This window comes from Leisingera sp., assembly GCF_034669605.1.
Classification (GTDB): Bacteria; Pseudomonadota; Alphaproteobacteria; order Rhodobacterales; family Rhodobacteraceae; genus Leisingera.
This window is the reverse complement of the sequence record NZ_JAXMOX010000054.1, coordinates 1-24,662: the sequence shown is the minus strand read 5'-3', so window position 1 is coordinate 24,662 and position 24,662 is coordinate 1. Positions and strand designations below refer to the sequence as shown.

Here is a 24,662-nt window from a genome sequence, read left to right as displayed (position 1 = left end):
CCTTCAGGCAATACATCGCCGCTTCCAAACCCTGTGACTGCGCGTCAGTCAGGGCTGTTTTTCCGGCCGCCGCCAGATAGGCGCAGATTTCGTGCCGCAGCGCAGCGTCGTCGCTAACGGCGATATGCTGACCGCTGAGATTCTCCAGCTTCTTGGTATCGAACCGGGCCGGGCTTTTGCCGATACCGTCGAAATTAAACCACTGTTTGGCCTGATCGTCCGTAAAAAATTCGTCATCGCCGTGCGACCAGCCCAAACGGGCCAGATAATTGCGCATGCCAGCGGCCGGATAGCCCATCGCCTGGTATTCCTGCGCCCCCAATGCACCATGGCGTTTGCTCAGCTTTTTTCCGTCCGGCCCGTGGATCAGCGGGATATGCGCCCAGACTGGCACGTCCCAGCCCATCGCCTCATAGATCATCATCTGGCGGGCGGCGTTGTTCAGGTGGTCATCGCCGCGGATCACATGGGTGACGCCCATATCGTGGTCGTCCACGACCACCGCCAGCATGTAGACCGGCGTGCCGTCGGAACGTAGCAGGATCATGTCATCAAGCTGATCGTTCCTGATGGTGACGTCGCCCTGCACCTCATCCTTGATAACGGTAACGCCGCTTTGCGGCGCCTTTATGCGGATCACATAAGGCGCATCCGGGTGGCCGGCGTCATCGGCGTCGCGCCAGGGCGAGCGGTAGAGGGTCGATTTGCCCTCAGCCTTGGCCTGCTCGCGGAAAGCGGCGATTTCGTCCTGGGTGGCAAAACATTTGTATGCCTTGCCCTCGGCCAGCAGCTGCCTGGCCACTTCGGCGTGGCGGCTGGCGCCTTCAAACTGGCTGATCACCTCGCCATCGTGGTCCAGGCCCAGCCATTCCATGCCCTGCAGGATGGCAGCGGTTGCCTCAGGCGTGGAGCGTTCGCGGTCGGTGTCTTCGATGCGCAGCAGGAACTTGCCGCCGCGGCCGCGGGCGTAAAGCCAGTTGAACAGCGCAGTTCGGGCGCCGCCGATGTGCAGGAAGCCGGTGGGAGAAGGCGCGAAACGGGTGACAACCGGTTGGGTCATGAGCAGGATTTACCTTTTGGAAACCAAGTGAGGTTTAGAGTTTCCGCCTGTCTACCGGGCCAGAAGGCGGGGGGCAAGCATGCGGCTGAGCGCAGCCATCGCAGACCTGCTGCAAGCGCAGCGGGGATATCTGTTCCCCTGGACGCCGGTTTTCCTCGGAGCCGGGATCGGGGCCTATTTTTCATTAAAGACGGAGCCCGGCGCCGCCGTGTTTTCCGCTCTGGCGCTGTGTGCGCTGCTGATGGCTGCCGGTGCCGTGGGCCGGCGGCCGCTGGCCTTTCTGCTGTGGGGGCCCGCTTTGGCGGCGGCGGGGCTTTGCCTCGCGGGGGCGCGGGCGCATCTTGTGTCGGCACCGGTCCTGGATTTCCGCTATTACGGGGCGGTGGAGGGGCGGGTTGCCGGGGTCGACCGCTCTCCGACCGATGCCCTGCGGCTGACCCTGGATCAGGTGCGGCTGGACCGGGTGGCGCCCGCAGACACGCCGGCCCGTGTCCGGATTTCGTTGAAAGCGCAGGCGCAGGTGCCGCCGCCTGGCGCGAGGGTCATGACCACCGCGCATCTGCTGCCGCCGCAAGGTCCAGCCGAGCCCGGCGGGTTTGATTTCCGCCGCCACGCCTGGTTCAGGCAACTGGGCGGCCTGGGCTACACAAGGGGTCCGGTGCTGCTGGCTGAGGAGCCGGGCCAAAGCCTGGCTGTGGAACGGCTGCGCCGGGGTGTGGCGCAGGGCCTGCAAGACCGCATAGCCGGGGAAACAGGCGGGTTTGCAGCCGCCATCACCACCGGCGACCGCAGCGGTGTCGGGCAGCAGACCCTGACCGCGCTGCGGCAAAGCAATCTGGCGCATCTTCTGGCAATTTCCGGGTTGCACATGGGGCTGCTGACCGGCTTTGTCTTTGCGGCGCTGAGGATCTTGGTCAACCTGATCCCGCCGCTGGCCCTGCGCTGGCCAGTCAAGAAACTGGCAGCCTTGGCGGCATTGGCGGCCGGCGCCGGGTATATTGCGCTGTCAGGCGGCAATGTGGCAACCGAGCGGGCCTTTGTCATGGTGGCGGTGATGTTTGCTGCCGTGCTGTTGAACCGGCGTGCGATTACCCTGCGGGCGGTGGCGGTTGCCGCTTGGATTGTTCTGCTGCGGCGGCCGGAAAGCCTGTTAAGCCCCGGTTTCCAGATGAGTTTTGCCGCAACCGCAGCGCTGGTTGCAGTCTTTGCAACGCTGAGGGACAAGGAGGTGCCGCTGGGGCCGCGATGGCTGCGGCCGGTTCTGGCGGTGGTGATTTCCTCGGCGGTGGCCGGGGCGGCAACAGCCCCCTTTGCAGCGGCGCATTTCAACACTGTGCCGCATTACGGGCTGCTGGCGAACCTGTTGTCTGTGCCGGTCATGGGCTCGGTCGTTATTCCGGCTGCGGTGCTGGCGCTGTGCCTGGCGCCGTTCGGCCTGGAAATGGCCGGACTGACTGTCATGCAATGGGGGCTGGACTGGATTCTGGCAGTTGCCGGGGGGGTGTCGGGGTTTGACGGAGCGCTGTCGCATGTGCCCGCGCCAGGGGGCTGGGTGCTGCCGCTGTTTGCTGCGGGCATGCTGTTTGCGGTAATTTGGCAGGGGCGGCTGCGGCTGGCCGGGCTGTTGCCGGCCGCATGTGCAATGCTGATGTGGAGCGCGGCAGAGCGTCCCGTTGTCCTGATCGCTGACTCCGGCGGCCTGATTGGCGTGATGGCGCCGGAAGGCCGGGCCTTGTCGCGGGCCAAGGGGCAGGGGTTTACTGCGAAAATCTGGCTTGAGAATGACGGCGACCCGGCAGGCCAGATCGCCGCTGCGGCGCGCTGGACAGATCAAGCAGGCGCTTTGCCGGTCTGGGAGGGACCGGGGTTCCGGTTGCTCCACGCGCCCGGAAAACGTAAACTTGCGCAGATAAACAAATGTAAAGACATAGATATTATCATTTCCACGGTCACGGCGCAGACGCCGGGAAACTGTCTGCTGCTAACACCGGAAGTGATGCGGCAAACGGGCAGCATTGCCGTGACTGCAACCGGCGGCCTGCAGACATCCCGCGGCGTATCGGGACAGCGGTTGTGGACAGGATGGCGGCCGGAAGGGGCTGAAGTCAGCCGCCTTCGGAAGCTTCTTGGCCGGCAAACCCGTCAATAACTGCGGATCAGCCCAACCAGCCGGCCTTGGATCTGCACCTGGTCTTCCGGGTAGCGCCGGGTCTCATAGGCCGGGTTGGCGGCTTCCAGTGCGATCATGCTGCCCTGGCGCTGATAGCGTTTCAGCGTGGCCTCGTGCCCCTCGACCAGTGCGACAACGATATCGCCGTTGTCTGCAGCGCCGGTTTCGCGGATCACCACGATGTCGCCGTCATTGATGCCGGCTTCGATCATCGACTCGCCCTTTACCTCCAGCGCGAAATGCTGGCCGTTTGGTGCGATCATGCCGCCGGGAACCACTACCTGATGCGACACCTGGCTGATCGCCTCGATCGGGACACCGGCGGCGATGCGGCCCATCACCGGCAGTTCCACTGCCGCATGGCGCACCGGTTCTGCAGCGGCAGTTGCGGGCTGCGGGCGGCCGCCGTCAATCACCGTTGGCGCAAAGCTTTGCGGCTCCGGCACACCGCCCAGGCTTTCCGGCAGGCGGAGGATCTCAATGGCGCGGGCGCGGTGCGGCAGGCGGCGGATAAAGCCGCGTTCCTCCAGAGCGGTGATCAGCCGGTGGATGCCAGATTTCGACCGCAGATCCAGCTCAACCTTCATTTCATCGAAACTGGGCGGCACGCCGTCCCGCTGAAGACGTTTGTGAATGAATTCCAGCAGTTGAAGTTGCTTTTTCGTGAGCATCTCCGCTCCCTCCGCGCCTCAGGTTTTCTTTTGTTCTACGCATGTTCACGTTTTGTGTCAACATGTCAGTACCTGACCGTATGAAAACAGAACGCGCCTGCGGCGTGTGCCCCCCCCTATGGCGGCATAACCGCCCGCAGGGCAAAGGGGCGGGAGCATTTTTGCAGAGAAAATGCAGGATCAGATAGGCAGGTATTGCACGGTATCGCCTGCGCTGCGCGCGCCGTCCTTCGGCGGGCGGACCAGCAGGGCATTGGCATCTGCCAGAATGGTAAGCAGTGAGCTGTCCTGATTGTCAAAAGCGCTGACCCTGCCGCCATCGACCTTGGCCCGCATGTAATGTTCCCGCGGGCCGTTCTCTGCCAGAGGCGCCGCAAGGGTGGCGGTCTGCAGCTGCTGCGCTTCCGGTGGCAGTCCAAGCATGGTGCGGATCATCGGTGTCAGGAAGACGTGGCCGCAGACCATCGCCGAAACCGGGTTACCGGGCAGGCCGACCATGGCGGCGCCGGTCATGCGGCCGGCCATCAGCGGTTTGCCGGGCCGCATGGCGATCTTGTAAAAGCTGCGCTCCATGCCGAGGTCCTGCGCAACTTGGCCGACCAGATCGTGATCGCCGACCGAGGCACCGCCGATGGTGACGACCAGATCGGCGCCTGCAGCCAGGTCAAAGGCAGTCCGCAGCGAGGCTTCGGTGTCGCGGGCGATTGGCAGGATGCGGGCACGGGCGCCGAGTCCTTCGAGCATCGCCTTGAGACCAAAGGTGTTGGAGGCGATGATCTGATCCGGGCCGGGCGTGCCGCCGGGCATCACCAGCTCGTCGCCTGTAGAGATCAGCGCGACCTCCGGGCGGCGGGTGACGGGGACCGTGGGAATATTCATCGCCGCCAGCAGGGCGATGTCCGCGGGCGCAAGCAGCCTGGGTGCGCTGACGGTCTGGCCATCGGTGAAATCGCCGCCGCGGGGCCGGATGTTGGGGTTGCTTCCAGGTTTATCTGTGATGGTGATGAGGCTGCCGCTTCTGGTTGTATCCTCTTGAATAACAACGAAACTTGCGCCTTCAGGCACCGGTGCGCCGGTAAAGATGCGTACCGCCTGGCCGGCGCCCACACGGCCCGGAAAAGCGTGGCCCGCGGCGGCTTCGCCAATCACCTTGAACATGGCGTGCAGTTCGACTTCTGCGGCGTTCACGGCGTAGCCGTCCATTGCGGAGGCTGAGAACGGCGGCTGATCACGGCGCGCTTGCAGATCTGCTGCCAGCACCCGGCCCGCGGCTTTGGCCAGCGGAACCTGTTCGGTGCCAAGCTTCTGCACAAGCGCCAAAAGATGTGCGCGGGCTTCGCTGACCGGGATCATTTACGCCTCGTACCTGCCTGATTTTCCGCCATCTTTCAGCGTAACGCGGATGCCGCCGATCTCCATTGCCTTGTCCACAGCCTTGGCCATGTCATAGACGGTGAGCGCGGCGGTGGAGACGGCGGTGAGCGCCTCCATCTCAACCCCGGTCTGGCCAGTGGTCTTGACCGTCGCCTCAACCCGCACGCCGGGCAGGTCCGGGTCCAGGGTCAGCTCCACCGCGACCTTGGTCACCGGCAGCGGATGGCACAGCGGGATCAGATCCGGCGTTTTCTTGGCGCCCATAATGCCGGCCAGGCGGGCGACTGACAGAACATCGCCCTTTTTTGCGCGGCCTTCGGCAATGATGTCAAAGGTTTCCCGCGCCATGGTGATGCTTCCTTCGGCGGTGGCGATGCGCGAGGTTACCGCCTTGTCCGAGACATCGACCATATGGGCGTCGCCCTTGGTGTCGAAATGAGTGAGGCTCATGGCGCTGCTCCTTACATCATGCCGGGCATCAGCGGATTGGCGAGCAGCGCACGGGTTGCGCCGGCCACATCGTCCTGGCGCATCAGGCTTTCCCCGATCAGGAAGGTCCGTGCGCCGTAGCGGGCCATATCGCTGAGATCCTCCGGCGTGAACAACCCGCTTTCGCAGACGATGGTGCGGTCCGCAGGCACCAGGCGCGAGAGTTCGCGGGTGGTGTTCAGGGTGGTTTCAAACGTCTTGAGATTTCGGTTGTTGATGCCCATCAAGGGCGACTTCAGATTGCAGGCGCGCTCAAGTTCTTCGGCGTCATGCACTTCCAGGAGCACATCCATGCCCCAGTCAAAGGCGCTTTCCTCCAGCTCCTGCGCTTGCGCATCCGAAACGGAGGCCAGAATGATCAGAATGCAATCAGCACCCAGCGCGCGGGCTTCGGCCACCTGATAGGTGTCGTACATGAAATCCTTGCGCAGCGCGGGCAGGGAGCAGGCGTCGCGGGCTTGGGTGAGGAACTCCTTGGCCCCCTGGAAGCTGGGCGTGTCGGTCAGCACCGACAGGCAGGTGGCCCCGCCGTCTTCGTACGCTTTGGCCAAATCGGCCGGATGAAAATCCGGGCGGATCAGACCTTTGGAGGGGCTGGCTTTCTTGATTTCGGCGATCAGGCCATAGCCGCTGCGGTTGGCCTGCATCAGGCTGTCGGCAAAGCCGCGCACCGGGGAGGCTTCGCGCGCCTCAGCCTCGACTGCCTCCAGCGGTTTGGCGGCCTTGCCGGCGGCCACTTCCTCGAGCTTGTAGGCCTTGATCTTGTCCAGCACGTTTTGGGTCATATCAGTGCCTCCGTTTATGCGTTCCAGTCTATGCCGCTTTCACCGCGGGCAGCGAGCCAATTATTCACTTTTGAAAAGGGCCGGGACCCGAAGAAGCCGCGCCGCGCCGACAGGGGCGAGGGATGGGCAGTTTTCAGGATCAGGTGATCGCCCGGTTTGATATGTTTTTCAAGCTTTTGTGCTGCATTTCCCCACAGAATATAGGCCGTGGGGCGTTTTGATGTCAGCTCCAGCACCTGATGCACCAGATACTGCCAGCCCAGGTGCTTGTGGCCATTCGCCTCGCCTGCGGGTACGGAAAGGGCGGTGTTCAGCAGCAGAACGCCCTGTTTTGCCCATCCACGCAGGTCTGCATTTGGGCGGGTTACACCAAGGTCGCCTTCCAGCTCTTTGTAAATGTTGGACAAAGAGCGCGGGAGCGGGTGGACATGCGGCTCTGCGGAAAAGGCCAGGCCATGGGCGTGACCCGGCGTTGGATACGGATCCTGGCCCAGGATCACCACGCGGGTGTCCTGCGGTTGGGTCAGTTCCAGTGCGGCAAAGCGCTGATGCGCGGGCGGAAGGATTCCGCGGCGATCTTCGGCAATTGCGGCTGAGAGTCCGGGCCAATGGCCGGTGAAAAAAGGCAGGCTGGACCAGGCACCCAGCCCCGGTGGCAAGCGGGTCATGCAGCAGAGGTGATGCGGGCCAGCGCCTCGACCTTGGATTTGGCAGCACCGCTGTCGATGGAGGCGGCGGCTTTGGCGACGCCTTCCTTGAGATCTGCGGCATGGCCTGCGACCACCAAGGCGGAAGCAGCATTCAGCAGCACGGCGTCGCGGTAGGCTGACGGCGCGCCATCCAGCAGCGCCCGGAAGGCCTGCGCGTTTTCCTCGGGCGTGCCGCCGACGATGGCCTCAAACGGGTGCACTGGCAGGCCGGCATCTTCGGGGTGCAGTTCGACATCGCGGATGTCGCCGTTTTCCTCCAGCGCCGAAACCCAGCTGATGCCGGTGATGGTCAGCTCATCCGTGCCGTCAGAGCCATGCACCAGCCAGGCGCGCTCAGACCCGAGAGCTTTTAGCGTTTCCGCCATCGGGCGGATCATATCGCGGCTGAAGGCGCCGGTAAGCTGGCGTTTGACGCCGGCCGGATTGGTGAGGGGGCCGAGAATATTGAAGATGGTGCGGGTGCCAAGCTCGGTGCGGGTCGGCATCACGTGGCGCGTCGCGGGATGGTGCATGGGCGCCATCATGAAGCCGATTCCGGCTTCATTGATGGCCTTTTCAACCACTTCCGGCCCAACCATCACCTTGATGCCCATCTGGGACTGCAGGTCCGCAGTGCCGGATTTAGAGCTGAGATTCCGGTTGCCGTGTTTGGCAACCACCACGCCCGCGCCGGCCGTCACAAAGGCGGTGGCGGTGGAGATGTTGAGGGTGTTCTTGCCGTCACCGCCAGTGCCGACGATGTCGATCGCGCCTGCGGGCGCCTTTACCGGATTGCATTTGGAACGCATTACGGCAGCGGCAGCGGCGTATTCATCGACGCTTTCGCCGCGGGTGCGCATCGCCATCAGCAAGCCGCCGATCTGGCTGGGCGTGGCTTCGCCCTCAAACAGCAGGGTAAAAGCGGTTTCAGCCTCATCGCGGGTCAGGGACCGTTCCGCCGCGGCGCCGATAAGCGGTTTCAGGCGGTCGCTCATGCGGGCACCTTCATCACGTCGAGAAAGTTTTTCAGCAGCGCGTGGCCATGTTCCGAGGCGATCGATTCCGGGTGGAACTGGACGCCGTGGATCGGCAGCTCTTTGTGCTGCAGGCCCATGATGGTGCCGTCTTCCAGTTCAGCGGTGATTTCCAGGCACTCCGGCAGGCTGTCGCGCTCGACCACCAGGGAATGATAGCGGGTTGCCTCAAAAGGTGTCGGCAAGCCCTTGAAAACGCCGGTATCCTTGTGGTGCATTTTGCCCATCTTACCGTGCACGATCTCGGGACAGCGGACCACCTTGCCGCCGAATGCCTGGCCGATGGTCTGATGGCCCAGGCACACGCCCAGAAGCGGCGTGCGGGTTTCGGCCGCGGCTTCGGTCAGCGCCAGGCAGATGCCGGCCTGATCCGGGTCGCAGGGGCCGGGCGACAGCAGAATGCCGGAAGGCTTCATTGCCATCGCTTCCTGGACGTTGATGGCGTCGTTGCGGCGGACGTCCATTTCCGCGCCCAGCTCCCCCAGATAATGGACGAGGTTGTAGGTAAAGGAATCGTAGTTGTCTATCAGCAGCAGCATCGTAGCGGGCTCTTTTAAGGGTGGCGGGCCGGGGCCGCGCCGCAGTATAGTGGTTGAAACATACATGTTCAGGGATACGGGGCAGCGTCAAGGGCAGGATAGGCGATTGCCGGGGGAACAGAAACAGGGTTCGCTCAGGCACGCTGGTACGGCGCAGCACGGAAAAACGGATTGAGAGGCAAAACAGGCATGCGTGGATTTCTGGGCGGCGTGAGTGTCGGGGCATTGCTGGCCGCGGGCGGGCTGGCGATGCTGTCTTTGTCGGTGCCTTTGCCGGTGACATTGCCGGACACCGGACGCGATACGGCAGCAGTGCCGCAGCCCGAGGAACAGCCTGCCGTTGCGGCGCCGGAGCCTGCCGCGCATGATCCGGGCGACGCTCCGCACATGCCGAAGGACGGCAGCAAGGCCGCCGAGGCGCCTGCCAGCAGCCAGGGGCGTGATGCGGATCTTGTTGAGGCGCAGCCGGCCGCGCCGGCCGAAACCGGTGGCGGCGATGACCTGAACGCCCTGGCAGGCGCGGATACCGCACCGGCCGCCAAGCCTGAGGTCGGGCTGGCAACTGCGGCCGCGGGCTCCAGCGGCCTGGATAGGTCAGAGGCGCCCGGTGTGGCACCACAAACAGATGCGCCTCAGCTGCAGGCGATTCAGCCGCCTGTGCCGCAGGCCCCGGGTGCCGAGGCTGCCATTATTGCAGCCACGGAACCTGCACCGGAACCCGCGCCTGAAGTGCCCGCAGAAGCCCAGGAAGATGCACCAGCCCCTGTGCAAATTGTGGCCGAAGCGGGAACGACTGGATCCTCGGCCGTTCTGGCCCCGGACATCGGCAGCGCGCCGCAGGCAACCACGCTGCCGGTTATCGGTGCGTCACCGGTTCTGCCGGAAGCCGGCGAAGACGGCGGCAGCAGCCGCGCTGACAGCGGAACAGAAGTGGAAACTGCGGCGGCGGATCAGGAGGTTCTGACGCCAAGCATCGGCACGCCGGTTGTTCCGCTTACGGATCGGGACAAGCCCCGGGAAGCCGGGTTTGCCGCTGCAGCGGTATCGGACGAGCCGCCGTTTACCGCCCATACGGAAGCGTTTCACAATCCGGAGAACCGCCCGCTGATGTCGATTGTGCTGATCGATGAAGAAGGGGCCGTTGGCGCCGAAGCGTTGGCGGAGTTCCCTTATCCGTTGAGTTTTGCAATTGATCCGGAAGATCCGCAGGCTGCCTCCAAGATGGCCGCGCGCCGGGCGGCGGGGTTTGAAGTACTGATGCTGGCGGATCTGCCGCGCGCGGCCTCGCCGCAGGATGCGGAGACGGCGCTGGAGATCTGGCGCGGCAAGCTGCCGGAGGCCATGGGGATCCTTGAAGGCATCGGGACCGGGGTGCAGGGCAACCGGGCGCTGGCAAATCAGGTTGCCGCAGTTGCGGCCTCGGCAGGCTACGGGCTGGTGACCCAGGACAGCGGGTTGAACACGGTGCAGAAACTGGCGCTGCGCGACGGTGTGCCGGCCGGTGTTGTGTTCCGCGATTTTGACGGCGCCGGTCAGAACCCGCGGGCGATCCGGCGGTTCCTGGATCAGGCGGCATTCCGGGCCGGGCAAGAGGGCGCGGTGATCATGCTGGGACGGTTGCGCCCCGATACGATTTCGGCGCTGCTGATCTGGGGCCTGCAGGACCGGGCCGCCCGGATTGCGCTGGCGCCGGTCTCGGCCAGTCTGGAAGCAAACCTGCCGGCAAAGTGAAACGGCGCCCAAGGCGGGCGCCGTTGCCTCCGGCCGGAGTAATTTCACAAAGATGAAGCGGCAGGCGCCTGCGTCTGTATTCTTAACGGTTGCCGTTGCCGGTAAAGCGGGCTGCGTCTGCTGCCGCACGGCGGATCGCATTGGATTTATGGACGGTCTCCATATATTCCGCCTCGGGGTCGCTGTCATAAACCACGCCGCCGCCGGCCTGGATATAGAGGTTCTGATCCTTGACGATGGCGGTGCGCAGAGCAATGCACATGTCCATGTCGCCGCCGGCAGAGAAATAGCCGACACCGCCGCCGTAGATACCGCGTTTCTCCGGCTCCAGCTCGTCGATGATCTCCATCGCCCGGACCTTGGGGGCGCCGGAGACGGTGCCTGCGGGCATGCCGGCAAAAAAGGCATCGAGCGCGTCCTTGTCCTCGGCCAGCTCGCCGACGACGTTTGAGACGATGTGCATCACATGGCTGTAACGCTCGATGATGAATTGTTCGGTCGGGCGCACGGTGCCGATTTTGGCCACCCGGCCAGTATCGTTCCGGCCCAGGTCCAGCAGCATCAGATGTTCTGCCAGCTCCTTCTTGTCGGCCAGAAGGTCCGCTTCCAGCGCCTTGTCCTCTTCCGGCGTGGCGCCGCGGGGGCGGGTGCCCGCGATGGGGCGGATGGTCACCTCTTGGCCGAACACGCGCACCAGGATTTCCGGCGAGGCGCCCACCACCTGAAAACCGCCGAAATTGAAGTAGAACATGAAGGGCGAGGGGTTGGTGCGCCGTAGGCTGCGGTAGAGCGCAAAGGGCGGCTGGCGGAACGCTTGCGTCCAGCGCTGCGCCGGCACCACCTGGAAAATGTCGCCTGCGCGGATGTAGTCTTTGGCCTTCTCCACCGCCGCCATGTAGCCGTCCTTGGTGAAGTTCGATGCGGGCGGTGCGACCTCATCGGCATCGCCCAGATCGCGGCTTTCGGCGGGCATCGCGCGTTCCAGATCGCGCACCGCGTCCATCACCCGTTCTGCGGCCTGGGCATAGGCGGCCTTGGCGGTCTGGCCGTCGCTGGACCAGACGGGGGAGACCACCGTGACCTCGCCCTTGACCCCGTCCAGTACCGCAATCACCGAAGGGCGCAGCATCAGCGCGTCGGGCAGGCCGAGCGGATCCGGGTTTACGTTGGGCAGGTGCTCCACCAGACGGATCATGTCATAGCCGAGATAGCCGAACAGACCGGCGGCGGCCTGCGGCAGATCGTCGGGCAGATCGATTTTGCTGTCGGCAATCAGCGCCCGCAGGTTGTCCATCGGGTTGCCGTCCTGCGGGGTGAAATCATCCGCATCAAACCGGGCCGAGCGGTTGAGGCTGGATTGCTCCCCGTGGCAGCGCCAGACCAGATCCGGCTTCATGCCGATGATCGAATAGCGCCCGCGCACCTCGCCGCCGGTGACAGATTCCAGCATGAAAGCGTCTTTTTGGGCGCCGGTCAGCTTGAGCATCAGCGACACTGGCGTGTCGAGGTCGGCGGCAAGGCGGGTATAGACGACCTGGTTCTCGCCGGCCTCGTAAGCCTTGGAGAATGTGTCGAAATCGGGTGTCAGAGCCATGGATGCTTGCCTTGATTACTGGAAATTCGCCTGCGCTGCGTTCAGCGCCTGCTGGTCGACACGGGGTTCGGCGCGGGCCTGAACGTCCTGCAGATAGGCCTGGAACAGCTCCTGGGCCAGGGTCTGGTTCAGCTGCGCCTGCAGCGCCTGGGTGAGGAGGTTCATGTCGTCGCTGGCTTCCGGCGGCAGGATACCGTCGAGGCGGACAACCACCGCTGTCTCCGCATCCTGCATCAGGCGGAAGCTGCCGATCTCCATCCCGAACACCTGGGTGATCAGATCTGCGGGCACCGTGTCGATGTAGGCTGTGCGGGTCAGGCCGGTCTCGGATTTGACCTCGGCGCCTTCGGCAAAGCTGCCGGCGGTTTCTGCCTGGGCCAGCAGCGCTTCGCCCTGCTCGCGCAGCGCAGTGGTCAGGCGGTCGGCCTGCCACGCCGCCAGCACCTTGCCCCTGGCCTCGGCAAAGGGTTCCGGCCGTTCCGGCAGGACCTCGTCCAGACGCAGGGCAAACAAGCTGCCATCGTCGAGGAAGTCCACAGCCGGGAAATCCTCGGCGGTGACGGCGGCGGCGGCGGTGCGGAAGCCTTCGTAAGCCGCGATGCCGTCGCTGGTATCTTCCGTCCAATGGATCTGCACCAGCTCCAGCCCGCTTTCGGTTGCCAGCTCTTCCAGCGTGGCGCCGCCGGCCAGAAGATCGTCGATGTCTTCGGCCTGGGCCTCCACCAGACGGCGGGTGCGGTCGGAAGCGAGTTCTTCGCGCAGGTCAGGCATTGCCTGTTCAAAGCTGGTGGTCTGCGCCTCGAGGCGGCCGTTCACACGGTATAGCGCCGGGCCGAGATCAGAGGGCAGGGGGCCGGCCACTTCGCCGGGTTCGGCAGCAAAGACCTCGGCAGCGGCGGCCCCCAGATCTTCCCTGGTGACGTCGCCCATATCGATGTCCTGCAGCGACAGGCCGCGGGCATCGACCAGGCTTTCGAAGGTCGCACCGCCGGTTTCCAGCTGTGCCTTGGCGCTGGCCGCGGCATCGTCATCGGCAAACACCAGGCGTTCCACCAGGCGGCGCTCGGGCACTTGGTACTGGCTGGCGCGGTCATCGTACAGCCGGCGCAATGCGGCATCGTCGATCTCCACTTCATCCAGCAGCATCGAGGGGCGCAGCGCCGCGTAGGTGATCACTTTGGTTTCCGGCAGCATGAACTGGTCCTGTGCGGCCTTATAGAAGACTTGCAGCTCGGCGTCCGCAGGAACCCCGGCGGTCAGGGCAATGTCTTCGGCATTGATCTGCACATAGGAAAAGCTGCGGCGCGCGCCGATGAAACCGGTCAGGGTTTCGGTCAGGACCTGTGGCATTTCAGTGCCGGTGAGTATCGCGTTCTGGACGATGGTGCGGGCGGCTTCGCGGCGCAGATCGTCTTCGAATTCCTTTTCCGACAGGCCGGCATTCCGCAGGGCAAAACTATAGGCTTCGCGGTCGAAGGCGCCGTTCACACCTTGAAAGGCATCGATGGCGCCCAGCTCTTCGATCAGGTTTTCGTCACCGATCGACAGGCCCAGGTTTTTGGCTTCGTGATCGAGAGCTGCCAGCGAGATCAGGCGGCCGAGCACCACCCGGTCAAGACCAAAGGCGCTGAGCTGCGCCATGGAAACGGCCTGGCCGGTTTGCGCCTGCAGGCCGCGCTGCTCGCGCTGCAATTCCCGCACATAAGCGCCGATGCTGATTTCCTCGTCGCCGGCACTGGCAACCGAGGAGGCGGAGCTGGTGAAATTCACCGCGCCAAATCCGGCAAGGCCGACAATCAGCATCCCCATCAGGATCCAGACAAAGGTTTTGGATAGCTTCTTGATGCCTGCGGCCATGATGCCCTCTTTATTGTTTTGCCGTGCAAGGGGTCGCCTTGCAGCGGGAAATGCCGCTGACTGAATACGCGGCTGCCCGCAGAGGGGCAAGATGGTTGCGGATCAAACTGCTGCGTGATCAGGGATTAAAGGCCGCCAGCCTGTCAAACAGCGTCCGGATGCCGGCCCGGTCCACATTGGCAAAGGCAATGCGGAACTGGCGCGCGGCGGCGGGATCGTCTGCGGGCATGAACATGGAGCCCGGCAGCATCAGGACGGAAGCCTCCGCCACCAGAAGTTTGGCGATCTCCTCTGACGGCAGATCGAACGGGTGTTCGGCATAGGCAAAGTAGGCGCCGCATCCGAGCAGCTTCCAGCCCTTGCCGGCCAGAACCGGAAACCCGTTTTCAATTTCTGCCCGGCGGTCGAGGATTTCCCGCCGTTCCCCGGCCAGCCAGCCCTGCAGGTTTTCAATGCCCCAAAGGGCGCCGGCCTGGCCCAGCTGCGAGGGGCAGATGGTGTCAGTATCCAGAAACTTCTCCATTTCGAACATTCTGTCCGGCGAAGCTGCCACAGCGCCGACCCGGTGGCCGGTCAGCCGGTAGGCCTTGGAGAAGGAGTAAAGGTGGATCAGGGTCCGGTCCCAGCCGTCCAGCTGGAAAAGCCCATGCGGGGCGCCTTCGCGGCTGTCGAAGTCGCGGTATGTTTCGTCCACGATCAGGGCAATGCCCCTGGCACGGGCCAGATCAAAGAAGGCCTGCACCAACCCGGAGGGGTACTCCACGCCGCAGGGATTGTTGGGGGTGACCAGCACGATGGCGCGGGTGCGGTCCGTAATCAGCGCCTCAGCGGCAGCAAGGTCCGGCAGCATTCCGGCCCCGACGTGCAACGGCACCGCGGTGACTCCGGCCATGTCCAGCCACATCTTGTGATTGAAGTACCAGGGCACCGGGATGATCACCTCATCCGCCTCGCCGCAAAGCGCGGCAATCGCGGCGGCAAAAGCCTGGTTGCAGCCGGAGGTGATGCCAATCTGTTCTGCCTGCACATCCGCCTGGTAGTGGCCGGAGATCTGCCGCGCCAGCGCCCGTCGCAGGCGGGCATTGCCCAGAACAGGCCCGTACAGATGCGCCTCAGCATCGTTGAGCGCGGCATCCGCGAGTGCCTGGCGCAACCCCAGGGGCGGCGCTTCTGCCGGCGCGGCTTGGCTGACGTTCAGCAGCGGGCGTTCCGGCGGGAATTCAACGCCGGCCACCCAGCGGCGTGATTCGACGATCGGCGAGACAAAGGTGGCTTGGGTGCGGGGAAGGGGCATGAATGGCTCCGGGCGCCGGGACAGGAAGATGCGCGGGCGCAGCGGGCCGCGCACCGGACCATGTCTGGCACGGTGTTTCCGGCTTCTCAAGCAGTTATGCTTGCCCAACGGGTGCGGCTGCATTAGCCGCAGCTGCGCAAGCAAAGACAGGCGCGATTTGCAGCGCGCCTGTCCGGGGAATTCCGATCAGGCCGGATCAGTCCTTGCCGCGGTAGGGCTCCACATATTGCAGCGCCATATCCCAAGGGAAGAAAATCCAGGTGTCCTGGCTGACTTCGGTGATGAAGGTGTCCACCATCGGCCGCCCCTTGGGCTTGGCATAGACGGTGGCAAAATGCGCCTTGGGGTACATGTCGCGCACCAGTTCCAGGGTTTTGCCGCTGTCGACCAGATCGTCGATGATCAGAATCCCCTCACCATCCCCCATCAGGCCGGCATCCGGAGCTTTCAGCACTTCGGCTTCGCCCTGGGATTGATGGTGGTAGGAACGCACCGAGATGGTGTCCACGGTGCGGATGTCCAGTTCGCGGCTGACTATCATCGCCGGCGCCATGCCGCCGCGGGTGATCGCCACCACGGCGCGCCAGGCGCCTTTGCCGGGGCCTTGGCCGTCCAGCCGCCAGGCCAAGGCGCGGCTGTCCCGGTGGATCTGGTCCCAGCTAATGTGGAAGCCTTTTTCGTGCGGCAGGCGATCGGTCATTTTACTTGCTCCCCGCGAAGTCGCGTCAGCTTGCTGAAACCCAAGTTGCACCTGGGTTTCTTTCTGTATTCAATTACTTGGAGATGTCCGGCGCATCCACCGCCTTCATCCCAACGACGTGATAGCCGGCATCCACATGCAGGTTCTCGCCGGTCACGCCCGAGCTGAGGTCGGACAAAAGATAAAGCGCGGACTTGCCGACATCATCAGTGGTCACGTTGCGGCGCAGCGGCGAGTTATACTCGTTCCACTTCATAATGTAACGGAAATCGCCGATGCCGGAGGCGGCCAGGGTCTTGATCGGGCCGGCCGAGATTGCATTGACGCGGATGCCGTCCTTGCCCAGATCCTCGGCCAGGTATTTGACCGAGGCTTCCAGTGCCGCCTTGGCAACGCCCATGACATTATAGTGCGGCATCACCTGCTCGGCACCGTAATAGGTCAGGGTCAGCAGCGAGCCGCCGTCGCTCATCATCTTTTCGGCGCGGTTGGCCACCGCGGTGAACGAGAAGACCGAGATGTCCATGGTCATCTGGAAATTGCTGCGGCTGGTGTCGACATAGCGGCCGCGCAACTCGTTCTTGTCGGAAAAGCCGATGGCGTGAACGACAAAGTCCAGCTTGCCCCATTTGGCTTCCAACCCGGCAAACAGGGCATCAATCGACGCCTCGTCCGAGACGTCGCAGGGCAGGACGATATCGCTGCCCAGTTGCGCCGCCAGCGGGTCGACCCGCTTCTTCAATGCGTCGCCCTGATAGGAAAAGGCAAGCTCGGCGCCGGCATCGGCGCAGGCCTTGGCAATCCCCCAAGCGATGGATTTGTCATTGGCCAGGCCCATGATGAGGCCGCGCTTGCCGGCCATCAGGTGATTAGACATGCAGGTTCTCCGCCTGTGATCTGTTAATTACGCGGTGTTTAATATGCCAAGCGGGCGGCGACAAGGGTGCACGCCCTTGCCGCGCGGCAGGAAGGTGCATAGGTTGCCGCCAGATCCGCAAAGAGGTGCCCGATGTCCGACCGTACAGGTATTTTTGCAGGCGACGATCCGTTTGCCATTGCCCGCGCGTGGCTGGGGGAGGCAGAACAGACCGAACCCAACGATCCCAACGCCATAGCCCTGGCCACTGTGGATGAGGACGGATTGCCGAACAGCCGCATGGTCCTGCTCAAGGAAATCGAAGACGGCGCCTTTGTGTTCTACACCAATTACGAGAGCACCAAGGCGCAGGAGCTGGACCAGGCCGGCAAGGCCGCATTTGTGATGCATTGGAAGTCGCTGCGCCGCCAGATCCGGGTGCGCGGCATAGTTAGCCGCGAAGACGGGCCGCAAGCGGATGAATACTACAAGTCCCGTTCGCTCAAAAGCCGCTTGGGGGCCTGGGCCTCAAGGCAATCACAGCCGCTGGACAGCCGCGGCACGCTGATGGCCGAGGTGGCCAAGATAACGGCGATGAAGGGCCCGAACCCGGAGCGGCCGCCGTTCTGGGGCGGTTTCCGCCTGGTGCCGGTTGAAATAGAATTTTGGGCAGATGGCGCATTCCGGCTGCATGACCGGTTTCGCTGGCGCCGCATGAATGCAGCTGCAGAATGGGAAATCCTGCGGCTCAATCCTTAAGTGGAAAAGAAAATGGATTACCTAGCGTCAATAGCGGATTCGTGACAATCTCAAATCTTTTTAGCTTGAAATCCAAGGTCAGAATGGCGCATCAGGACTCCAGTCAAAATTAAAAAACGCGGTGGGGAAAGTTCGTGGCAGAAGATCTCAGCAGCTTGCAGCAAATTCAGGGGCAAGTTAAGTGGTTTGATCCAGCCAAAGGGTACGGGTTTGTCGTATCTGACGAGGGTGGTGCGGACATTCTGCTGCATGTGAATGTATTGCGTAATTTCGGCCAGAGCTCAGTCGCGGACGGCGCCAGGATCGAGATCGTGACCCACCAGACAGGCCGCGGTGTTCAAGCCGTTGAAGTGATCTCCATTCAGCCGCCCGAACGGGATGATACCCCGGTGCTGAGCGATTTTGCCGAACTGGACATGATCAGCCTGAAAAACGAACCGCTGGAGCCTGCGCGGGTCAAATGGTTCGACAAGGGCAAAGGGTTCGGATTTGCCAATGTCTTTGGCCGCGGCGAGGATGTTTTCCTGCATGTCGAAGTGCTGCGTCAGTCCGGGCTGGCGGATCTGCAACCGGGGGAAGCCTTGGCAATGCGGGTGATCGACGGCAAACGCGGCCGTATGGCGGTTGAAGTGCTGGCCTGGGAGGCTGCAATGCTCCCCGGCGGTGAGACCTGAGGCCTTGCGGCGGCGCCTGCTTCAATGGAGCTTGGGCGTCTGCATGTCTGTTGCCGCCGGCACCGCGCTGGCGTCTGAGTGCCAGCTTGCGCGCGCCGATCTGCGCGGCGACTGGGGGCAGGCGGGGTTTGCCGTCGAAATTGCTGATACAGAGGCGGAGCGCGCCCAAGGGCTGATGTTCCGCGAAGAGCTGCCGCGCGGGGCAGGGATGCTGTTTGTCTATGACAGCCCGCAGCCCGCGGCGTTCTGGATGAAGAACACCCTGATCCCCCTCGATATCATTTTTCTGAATGAACACGGGCTGGTGACCTCGGTGCACGAGAACGCCGTGCCCGGCGATCTGACCCCGATTCCAGGCGGCAACGCCGTCTTTGCGGTGCTGGAAATCAACGGCGGTCTTGCCCGCGCCTATGGCATCGCTGCGGGTTCGCAGATGCGCCATGAAGTTTTTTCCCGCAGCGGGGCAGTTTGGCCCTGTTAGGGCTTTTCAAATCAGTTTGGCAGAGATAGGAAGGCGCACGGTCCGGGGCGTGGCGCAGTCTGGTAGCGCACCTGTTTTGGGTACAGGGGGTCGTGAGTTCGAATCTCGCCGCCCCGACCATACTTATTAAAAATTTGCAGCGAATCTTAGCCGGATCCTTCCGGTTCAAGATTCGTGTTCCGCTTTTGGCAGCTGACAACCGATTTCCGCGATTTGCGGCTTCGTTGCTTCTCGAACACGCCGCAAAGACAGTTTTAACCATTTTCCGTTGAGCCGGCATCAAAAGGCTACCTGGACAATCTGTGGCAACCGGTTCACGGCGCTGAACCGCAAAACGACCTTTTTTTGCCTGCGCAGCGCGCCGGGGCCTGATCCTGGACTATGGTTTTTTCATCGGCATTTAGGCTCCCGGATATCCTTCACCCCTCTGCAACGCAGCAAGCCATTCTCCCGAAAACGGAAATTCAACCCTGCGGCGGCACCGTCCGAAGACGCTGAACCTGACAGGACCTGTGGATGAATCAATGGCAGTCTGCGCAGGCCGCAATCGTCTGGAAGCGTCAACAGCAAAGATAGTCGCCAAGATGTAAATTTAACGTTGACCCTTTGTGTCCAAATACGTCAAATAGTAGACACCGGTTGCGACGGCACTAGATCTGGTGGGTTACCAAGCCGAAGCAACAACGCTGAAAACAACAAACAGTCCTGTGAGAATGGCCGGCGAGGGCCGCAAGTGCGCTATTTGCGGCGTGCGACGGGCGTTTGTGAGTTCCGTGGCCGGGCCTGACGGGTGCTTGGAGCACCGCGACTATTGAACGACGAATGCTTAAAAAGGGGCTGAGCATGAAGATCGAACGGAAATTCACAAAACCCGGACAGGATGCCTATGCTGATCTGGCCTTTGTCTCGGCCACATCGGAAATCCGCAACCCGGACGGGACCATTGTTTTCCGGCTCGACAATATTGAAATCCCCGCGTCCTGGAGCCAGGTCGCCAGCGATGTCATCGCGCAGAAGTATTTCCGTAAGGCGGGCGTGCCGTCGCGGTTGAAAAAGGTCCGCGAAAAAGGCGTTCCCGAGTTTCTGTGGCGTTCGGTCCCTGCGGACGGTGCGGTGCTGGGCGGCGAAGTCTCCTCCAAGCAGGTGTTCGATCGTCTGGCCGGCGCCTGGGCCTATTGGGGCTGGAAGGGCGGCTATTTCTCCTCCGAGGACGACGCCCGCGCCTATTACGACGAGATGCGCTATATGCTGGCGACCCAGCGTTCCGCTCCGAATTCACCCCAATGGTTCAACACCGGCCTGCATTGGGCCTATGGCATCGACGGCCCGGCCCAGGGCCATCACTATGTCGACTACAAGACCGGCAAGCTGACCAAATCCGACAGCGCTTATGAGCATCCCCAGCCGCATGCCTGTTTCATCCAGTCGGTTTCGGATGATCTGGTCAAGGACGGCGGCATCATGGATCTGTGGGTGCGCGAGGCGCGCCTGTTCAAATACGGCTCCGGCACCGGCACCAATTTCAGCCACCTGCGCGCCGAGGGCGAGCGGCTGTCCGGCGGCGGCAAATCTTCGGGCCTGATGGGCTTTCTCAAAATCGGCGACCGTGCAGCGGGCGCCATCAAATCAGGCGGTACAACCCGCCGGGCAGCAAAAATGGTGATCGTCGATGCCGATCACCCTGATATCGAGCAGTTCATCGAGTGGAAGGTGCTGGAGGAGCAGAAAGTCGCCTCCATCGTGGCCGGCTCCAAGATGCACGAGAAGATGCTGAACGGCATCTTTGAGGCCATCCGCAGCTGGGACGGCGCCGAAGCGGATGCCTACGACCCGGCGGTCAACACCGGGCTGAAGGGTGCGATCCGCGAAGCCAAGAAGGTGGCGATCCCGGAAACCTACGTCAAGCGGGTGCTGGATTACGCCAAGCAAGGCCATACGTCGATCGAGTTCCCGACCTATGATACCGACTGGGATTCCGAGGCCTACAGCTCTGTCTCGGGTCAGAACTCCAACAACTCGATCCGGGTCACCAATGCTTTCTTGCATGCGGTGGAAAAAGATGCCGACGGGCAGCTGGTCAACCGCACCGATGGTAAGATCGCCAAGGTGGTCAAAGCCCGCGACCTGTGGGAGAAGGTGGGCCATGCAGCCTGGGCCTGCGCTGATCCGGGTATCCAGTTCCACGACACCGTGAACGAATGGCACACCTGCCCGGAAGACGGTGAGATTCGCGGCTCAAACCCTTGTTCTGAATACATGTTCCTGGACGACACGGCCTGCAACCTGGCGTCGCTGAACCTGCTGAGCTTCCTCAAGGACGGGCAGTTTCAGGCCGATGACTATATGCACGCCTGCCGCCTGTGGACGCTGACGCTGGAAATCTCGGTTATGATGGCGCAGTTCCCGTCCAAGGAAATCGCGCAGCGGTCTTATGACTTCCGCACCTTGGGTCTGGGCTATGCCAATATCGGCGGGTTGTTGATGAACATGGGCTACAGCTATGACTCGGACGAGGGCAGGGCGCTGTGCGGTGCGCTGACCGCGCTGATGACCGGCGTGTCCTATGCCACCTCTGCCGAAATCGCCGCGGAGCTGGGGCCCTTCCCGGGTTATGCAAAAAATACGGACCACATGCTGCGCGTGATCCGCAACCACCGCAACGCAGCAAAGGGCAACGCGGACGGTTACGAGGCGCTGTCGGTTGCGCCGGTTCCGCTGGACATTACCAACTGCCCTGACGTGCTGCTGACCGATCTGGCCGCCAGCGCCTGGGACGAGGCGCTGGAGCTGGGTGAAAAGCACGGTTACCGCAATGCGCAAACCACAGTAATTGCGCCCACTGGCACCATCGGTCTGGTGATGGACTGCGACACCACGGGCATCGAGCCTGACTTTGCCCTGGTGAAGTTCAAGAAGCTGGCTGGCGGCGGTTACTTCAAAATCATCAACCGGTCAGTTCCGGCGGCGCTGGAGGGGCTGGGTTACAGCTCTGCCCAGATCCAGGAAATTGTGTCTTACGCAGTTGGCCATGGCTCCATTGGCAACGCGCCGGGCATCAATCACACGTCGCTGGCCGGCCATGGGTTCGGCCCCAATGAGCTGGCCAAAGTCGATGCGGCGCTGGAATCGGCCTTTGACATCCGTTTCGTGTTCAATCAGTGGACCCTGGGCGAGGATTTCTGCACAGGTGTTCTGGGCATCCCCGCGCCCAAGCTGAATGATCCGACCTTTGACCTGCTTCGCCACCTGGGATTTACCAAGGCGGACATTGAGGCGGCCAATGACCACGTGTGCGGGACCATGACGCTGGAAGGCGCACCGCATCTGCAGGAAGAGCATTATGCAATCTTTGACTGTGCCAACCCCTGTGGAAAAAAAGGCAAGCGTTTCCTGAGTGTTGACAGCCATATCTACATGATGGCGGCGGCCCAAAGCTTTATCTCCGGTGCGATTTCCAAAACCATCAACATGCCGAATTCGGCCACCATCGAGGACTGCCAGAAAGCCTATGAGCTGAGCTGGAGCCTGGGGGTGAAAGCCAACGCGCTTTACCGCGATGGCTCCAAGCTGAGCCAGCCTCTGGCAGCGGCGCTGGTCGAGGATGACGATGAGGCGGCAGAGGTGCTGGAAAGCGGCTCCAGCCAGGAAAAGGCCGCGGTTCTGGCCGAAAAGATCATCGAGAAAGTGGTGGTCAAGGAGCTGGTCCGCAGCCACCGCGAGAAGATGCCCCAGCGCCGCAAGGGCTATACGCAGAAGGCGGTTGTCGGCGGTCACAAAGTGTATTTGCGCACCGGTGAATACTCTGACGGAACCTTGGGCGAAATTTTCATCGACATGCACAAGGAAGGTGCGGGCTTCCGCGCGATGATGAACAATTTTGCCATCGCGGTATCGGTCGGCCTGCAATACGGGGTGCCGCTGGAAGAATTTGTGGATGCGTTCACCTTCACCAAGTTTGAGCCCGCCGGCATGGTCCAGGGCAACGACTCGATCAAGAACGCGACCTCGATCCTCGATTACGTGTTCCGCGAACTGGCCGTCAGCTATCTGGACCGGACAGATCTGGCGCATGTGAAGCCCGAAGGCGCAGCCTTCGACGACCTGGGCCGCGGCGAGGAAGACGGCGTGTCGAACCTGTCCGAGCTGAGTGAAACCGCCGCCTCGCGGTCGCTGGAAGTGTTGAAGCAGATCTCGTCGACCGGCTATCTGCGCAAGCGGCTGCCGCAGGAGCTGGTGGTGTTGCAAGGCGGTCAGACCGAGGCAAGCAGCGCTGCAACCGGAACCGATCCCGTCGCGGCGCTGCAGACTCTGGTGCCAGAGACCGGGGAGGCGAGCGCGCATTCCGGCGGCGGCATGGACGCGCGTGCCAAGGCAAAAATGCAAGGCTACGAGGGCGAAGCTTGCGGCGAATGCGGCAACTACACATTGGTGCGCAATGGCACCTGCATGAAGTGCAACACCTGCGGCGGGACCTCCGGCTGCAGCTGAAGGACACTGTCTGCGTCTCTGAATTTTCCTTGGTGGCGCAGACGAATTCTGGGAGCAATGCCACTGCTTCCAACGCTATCAGGAACGGGTGCGCCCGTTCTGAACACCGAGAAGGCCCAGGTAAGAAAACTTTCGGGCAGTCAATGAAGGAGCCTGACCGGTGATAACTGGCTTCCTCTGTTCTCAGAGGAAGCCATTTTCTTGACTGCGGGCGGAACTGCCAACTGTGAACTCACGGTGAAGTGGAGTTTCTGATATCCTGTTTTATTCCAACCGGTTCTGGATTTCCATCAGGTTGGATTCGAAGACCTCGGGCGGTGTCCGATAGCCAAGGCATTTGCCCGGCGTGGAATTGAGGCGGTGGCAAACCGACCTTAAATTTCGATTTGTCAGCGCCGTCGGCTCAGTCGAGCGGGGCAGGTATTTTCTCAGCCTGTTGTTGGTGTTTTTGTGCCTTTCTGCCAGGGAGCCTGGGGGGCACAAAACCAACTGACGGCTCCGACACCATCCTTCAGGCGCTGCCAAGCTGAGAACTCGGTGCCGCGGTCGAAAGTGATCGACTGGCGCGCATCCGCTGGCAGGGGAGCCAACCCGTTGATCAGAGCTTCCATGACCGGCTTCGAATGACGATCTTCGTTGCGCATGACGACAGTGTAACGGCTGACGCGCTCAACCAGAGACGTGACGTTGATCTTTCCATGTTCCTTGCGGAACATCATCAGGTCGCATTCCCAGTGGCCAAATTCCGTGCGCGCTGCACTGCGCTCAGGCCTGCGTGACTGGCTTTGGCTGTCGAAGATCCGGGTGCGGTTGTGCCTGCGGTGCCCACGTGGTCTGCGGCGTTTCCGGTGCTCGGCAAGATGCCGGTAAAAGGCTTCGGCCCGGCCATCCTTGGAATAGGCAAACCGGTAAATCGTCCCGAGGCTGAGCCGGACCGGATGACGCTCGAACCGCATCCGGCCGGCGGTCTGCTCCGGTGACCATCCGGCCTTGAGCCGGTCTTCGATAGCGGCTTTCAGCTCGGGGTATACGATCATCTTCCGGTGGACCGCGCGGCGATTCTCGTACATGTCTTGAGCCGCTACGGCGTGATATCCGTCCAACTCCGGAAGTTCCGCATCGGTGTACCGGTTCCGCTTAATGTCCCGATAGAGTGTAGAAGCGGAGCGGCCCAACCAATCTGCCATCTCTGCAATCGGCATTTTGACTTCAAGCCACTTGGCAATCTTCCGGCGTTCATCCAGACTCAGGTGAGAGTAGCAGCGTCCCATTCAACATCCTCCGTGCAAGCTTCTGTATTCGTACAGAATTTGCACTTCGTTTGTGAATCCACCCCGCGTACATATCATGTTGCAACCATTCAGAAATGTCACCGGCTGCGCAAAGCGGGAATGTCACCAATAGGCGTGACGGGAGC

Annotated in this window: 19 protein-coding genes, 1 tRNA gene and 1 pseudogene; 7 read left to right on the top strand and 14 right to left on the bottom strand. The window is 62.4% G+C overall.

The genetic code is table 11. The features are described 5' to 3' along the window. The coding region (gltX, locus tag VOI29_RS09000; RefSeq protein ID WP_323778016.1) for a glutamate--tRNA ligase at positions 1–1,060 on the bottom strand (1,060 nt) is incomplete at its 3' end. A 79-nt stretch (positions 1,061–1,139) separates the two neighbouring features. Between gltX and VOI29_RS08995 the strand changes: the two genes are divergently transcribed. Next, the gene (locus VOI29_RS08995) at positions 1,140–3,209 is read left to right on the top strand and encodes a ComEC/Rec2 family competence protein (protein ID WP_323778014.1); all 2,070 of its coding nucleotides are present in this window, start codon (positions 1,140–1,142) and stop codon (positions 3,207–3,209) included. Here VOI29_RS08995 and lexA read toward each other — a convergent pair. The 7 genes from lexA to VOI29_RS08960 all read right to left on the bottom strand — a co-directional run bounded on the left by lexA (position 3,203) and on the right by VOI29_RS08960 (position 8,811). Further along, a complete protein-coding gene (gene lexA / locus VOI29_RS08990; RefSeq protein ID WP_323778012.1) occupies positions 3,203–3,901 on the bottom strand; it encodes a transcriptional repressor LexA in 699 nt (232 codons plus the stop codon). The two genes, VOI29_RS08995 and lexA, sit on opposite strands and share 7 nt — an antisense overlap. A 180-nt stretch (positions 3,902–4,081) precedes the next feature. Further along, a complete protein-coding gene (glp, locus tag VOI29_RS08985; RefSeq protein ID WP_323778010.1) occupies positions 4,082–5,254 on the bottom strand; it encodes a gephyrin-like molybdotransferase Glp in 1,173 nt (390 codons plus the stop codon). Further along, complete coding sequence (gene moaC, locus VOI29_RS08980) at positions 5,255–5,725, bottom strand: cyclic pyranopterin monophosphate synthase MoaC (protein WP_323778008.1); 471 nt, start codon at positions 5,723–5,725, stop codon at positions 5,255–5,257. 11 nt (positions 5,726–5,736) lie between these two features. Next, positions 5,737–6,549: an indole-3-glycerol phosphate synthase TrpC gene (gene trpC / locus VOI29_RS08975; RefSeq protein WP_323778006.1), complete on the bottom strand. Its 813-nt coding sequence runs from the start codon at positions 6,547–6,549 to the stop codon at positions 5,737–5,739. Positions 6,550–6,563: 14 nt separating this feature from the next. Beyond that, positions 6,564–7,217 (bottom strand): uracil-DNA glycosylase, encoded by a 654-nt coding sequence (locus tag VOI29_RS08970; protein ID WP_323778004.1) that lies wholly within the window; start codon positions 7,215–7,217, stop codon positions 6,564–6,566. Then, complete coding sequence (gene trpD / locus VOI29_RS08965; protein WP_323778002.1) at positions 7,214–8,233, bottom strand: anthranilate phosphoribosyltransferase; 1,020 nt, start codon at positions 8,231–8,233, stop codon at positions 7,214–7,216. The genes VOI29_RS08970 and trpD overlap by 4 nt, the downstream gene beginning before the upstream one ends. After that, complete coding sequence (locus VOI29_RS08960) at positions 8,230–8,811, bottom strand: aminodeoxychorismate/anthranilate synthase component II (protein ID WP_323778000.1); 582 nt, start codon at positions 8,809–8,811, stop codon at positions 8,230–8,232. Before VOI29_RS08960 ends, trpD begins: the two co-directional genes overlap by 4 nt. A 189-nt stretch (positions 8,812–9,000) precedes the next feature. Between VOI29_RS08960 and VOI29_RS08955 the strand changes: the two genes are divergently transcribed. After that, a complete protein-coding gene (locus VOI29_RS08955; RefSeq protein WP_323777998.1) occupies positions 9,001–10,542 on the top strand; it encodes a divergent polysaccharide deacteylase family protein in 1,542 nt (513 codons plus the stop codon). An 82-nt stretch (positions 10,543–10,624) separates the two neighbouring features. On the opposite strand, the gene trpE is transcribed toward VOI29_RS08955, so the two are convergent. The 5 genes from trpE to fabI form a co-directional block, all read right to left on the bottom strand. After that, entirely contained in the window at positions 10,625–12,136 is a 1,512-nt protein-coding gene (gene trpE, locus VOI29_RS08950; RefSeq protein WP_323777996.1) for an anthranilate synthase component I, read from the bottom strand. A gap of 15 nt (positions 12,137–12,151) precedes the next feature. Further along, positions 12,152–13,993, bottom strand: a complete 1,842-nt coding sequence (locus tag VOI29_RS08945; RefSeq protein ID WP_323777994.1) for a peptidylprolyl isomerase — start codon at positions 13,991–13,993, stop codon at positions 12,152–12,154. Positions 13,994–14,111: 118 nt separating this feature from the next. Then, entirely contained in the window at positions 14,112–15,287 is a 1,176-nt protein-coding gene (locus VOI29_RS08940; RefSeq protein ID WP_323777992.1) for an aminotransferase, read from the bottom strand. A gap of 196 nt (positions 15,288–15,483) precedes the next feature. After that, a complete protein-coding gene (gene gpt / locus VOI29_RS08935) occupies positions 15,484–15,987 on the bottom strand; it encodes a xanthine phosphoribosyltransferase (RefSeq protein ID WP_323777990.1) in 504 nt (167 codons plus the stop codon). Between the two features lie 73 nt (positions 15,988–16,060). Then, a complete protein-coding gene (gene fabI, locus VOI29_RS08930) occupies positions 16,061–16,864 on the bottom strand; it encodes an enoyl-ACP reductase FabI (RefSeq protein ID WP_323777988.1) in 804 nt (267 codons plus the stop codon). 132 nt (positions 16,865–16,996) lie between these two features. On the opposite strand from fabI, the gene pdxH reads away from it, so the two are divergent. From pdxH to VOI29_RS08905, 5 genes are all read left to right on the top strand, one after another. Then, the gene (pdxH, locus tag VOI29_RS08925; RefSeq protein ID WP_323777987.1) at positions 16,997–17,602 is read left to right on the top strand and encodes a pyridoxamine 5'-phosphate oxidase; all 606 of its coding nucleotides are present in this window, start codon (positions 16,997–16,999) and stop codon (positions 17,600–17,602) included. Between the two features lie 134 nt (positions 17,603–17,736). Then, positions 17,737–18,276, top strand: coding sequence for a cold shock domain-containing protein (locus VOI29_RS08920; RefSeq protein ID WP_323777986.1), 540 nt, complete (start codon positions 17,737–17,739; stop codon positions 18,274–18,276). A gap of 43 nt (positions 18,277–18,319) precedes the next feature. Then, a complete protein-coding gene (locus VOI29_RS08915) occupies positions 18,320–18,757 on the top strand; it encodes a DUF192 domain-containing protein (RefSeq protein WP_323777984.1) in 438 nt (145 codons plus the stop codon). A gap of 43 nt (positions 18,758–18,800) precedes the next feature. Then, positions 18,801–18,877 (top strand) — tRNA-Pro (locus VOI29_RS08910). 723 nt (positions 18,878–19,600) lie between these two features. Then, complete coding sequence (locus VOI29_RS08905; RefSeq protein ID WP_323777982.1) at positions 19,601–23,245, top strand: vitamin B12-dependent ribonucleotide reductase; 3,645 nt, start codon at positions 19,601–19,603, stop codon at positions 23,243–23,245. Positions 23,246–23,509: 264 nt separating this feature from the next. On the opposite strand, the pseudogene VOI29_RS08900 reads toward VOI29_RS08905, so the two are convergent. After that, positions 23,510–24,516, bottom strand: a pseudogene (locus tag VOI29_RS08900) (IS30 family transposase). Positions 24,517–24,662 lie beyond the last annotated feature (146 nt).

Bases quoted from the DNA above. Each gene is read 5' to 3' on its own strand.
- VOI29_RS08995 (WP_323778014.1), top strand. From the start codon at position 1,140: ATGCGGCTGAGCGCAGCCATCGCAGACCTGCTGCAAGCGCAGCGGGGA.
- lexA (WP_323778012.1), bottom strand. From the start codon at position 3,901: ATGCTCACGAAAAAGCAACTTCAACTGCTGGAATTCATTCACAAACGT.
- glp (WP_323778010.1), bottom strand. From the start codon at position 5,254: ATGATCCCGGTCAGCGAAGCCCGCGCACATCTTTTGGCGCTTGTGCAG.
- moaC (WP_323778008.1), bottom strand. From the start codon at position 5,725: ATGAGCCTCACTCATTTCGACACCAAGGGCGACGCCCATATGGTCGAT.
- trpC (WP_323778006.1), bottom strand. From the start codon at position 6,549: ATGACCCAAAACGTGCTGGACAAGATCAAGGCCTACAAGCTCGAGGAA.
- VOI29_RS08970 (WP_323778004.1), bottom strand. From the start codon at position 7,217: ATGACCCGCTTGCCACCGGGGCTGGGTGCCTGGTCCAGCCTGCCTTTT.
- trpD (WP_323778002.1), bottom strand. From the start codon at position 8,233: ATGAGCGACCGCCTGAAACCGCTTATCGGCGCCGCGGCGGAACGGTCC.
- VOI29_RS08960 (WP_323778000.1), bottom strand. From the start codon at position 8,811: ATGCTGCTGCTGATAGACAACTACGATTCCTTTACCTACAACCTCGTC.
- VOI29_RS08955 (WP_323777998.1), top strand. From the start codon at position 9,001: ATGCGTGGATTTCTGGGCGGCGTGAGTGTCGGGGCATTGCTGGCCGCG.
- trpE (WP_323777996.1), bottom strand. From the start codon at position 12,136: ATGGCTCTGACACCCGATTTCGACACATTCTCCAAGGCTTACGAGGCC.
- VOI29_RS08945 (WP_323777994.1), bottom strand. From the start codon at position 13,993: ATGGCCGCAGGCATCAAGAAGCTATCCAAAACCTTTGTCTGGATCCTG.
- VOI29_RS08940 (WP_323777992.1), bottom strand. From the start codon at position 15,287: ATGCCCCTTCCCCGCACCCAAGCCACCTTTGTCTCGCCGATCGTCGAA.
- gpt (WP_323777990.1), bottom strand. From the start codon at position 15,987: ATGACCGATCGCCTGCCGCACGAAAAAGGCTTCCACATTAGCTGGGAC.
- fabI (WP_323777988.1), bottom strand. From the start codon at position 16,864: ATGTCTAATCACCTGATGGCCGGCAAGCGCGGCCTCATCATGGGCCTG.
- pdxH (WP_323777987.1), top strand. From the start codon at position 16,997: ATGTCCGACCGTACAGGTATTTTTGCAGGCGACGATCCGTTTGCCATT.
- VOI29_RS08915 (WP_323777984.1), top strand. From the start codon at position 18,320: ATGTCTGTTGCCGCCGGCACCGCGCTGGCGTCTGAGTGCCAGCTTGCG.
- VOI29_RS08905 (WP_323777982.1), top strand. From the start codon at position 19,601: ATGAAGATCGAACGGAAATTCACAAAACCCGGACAGGATGCCTATGCT.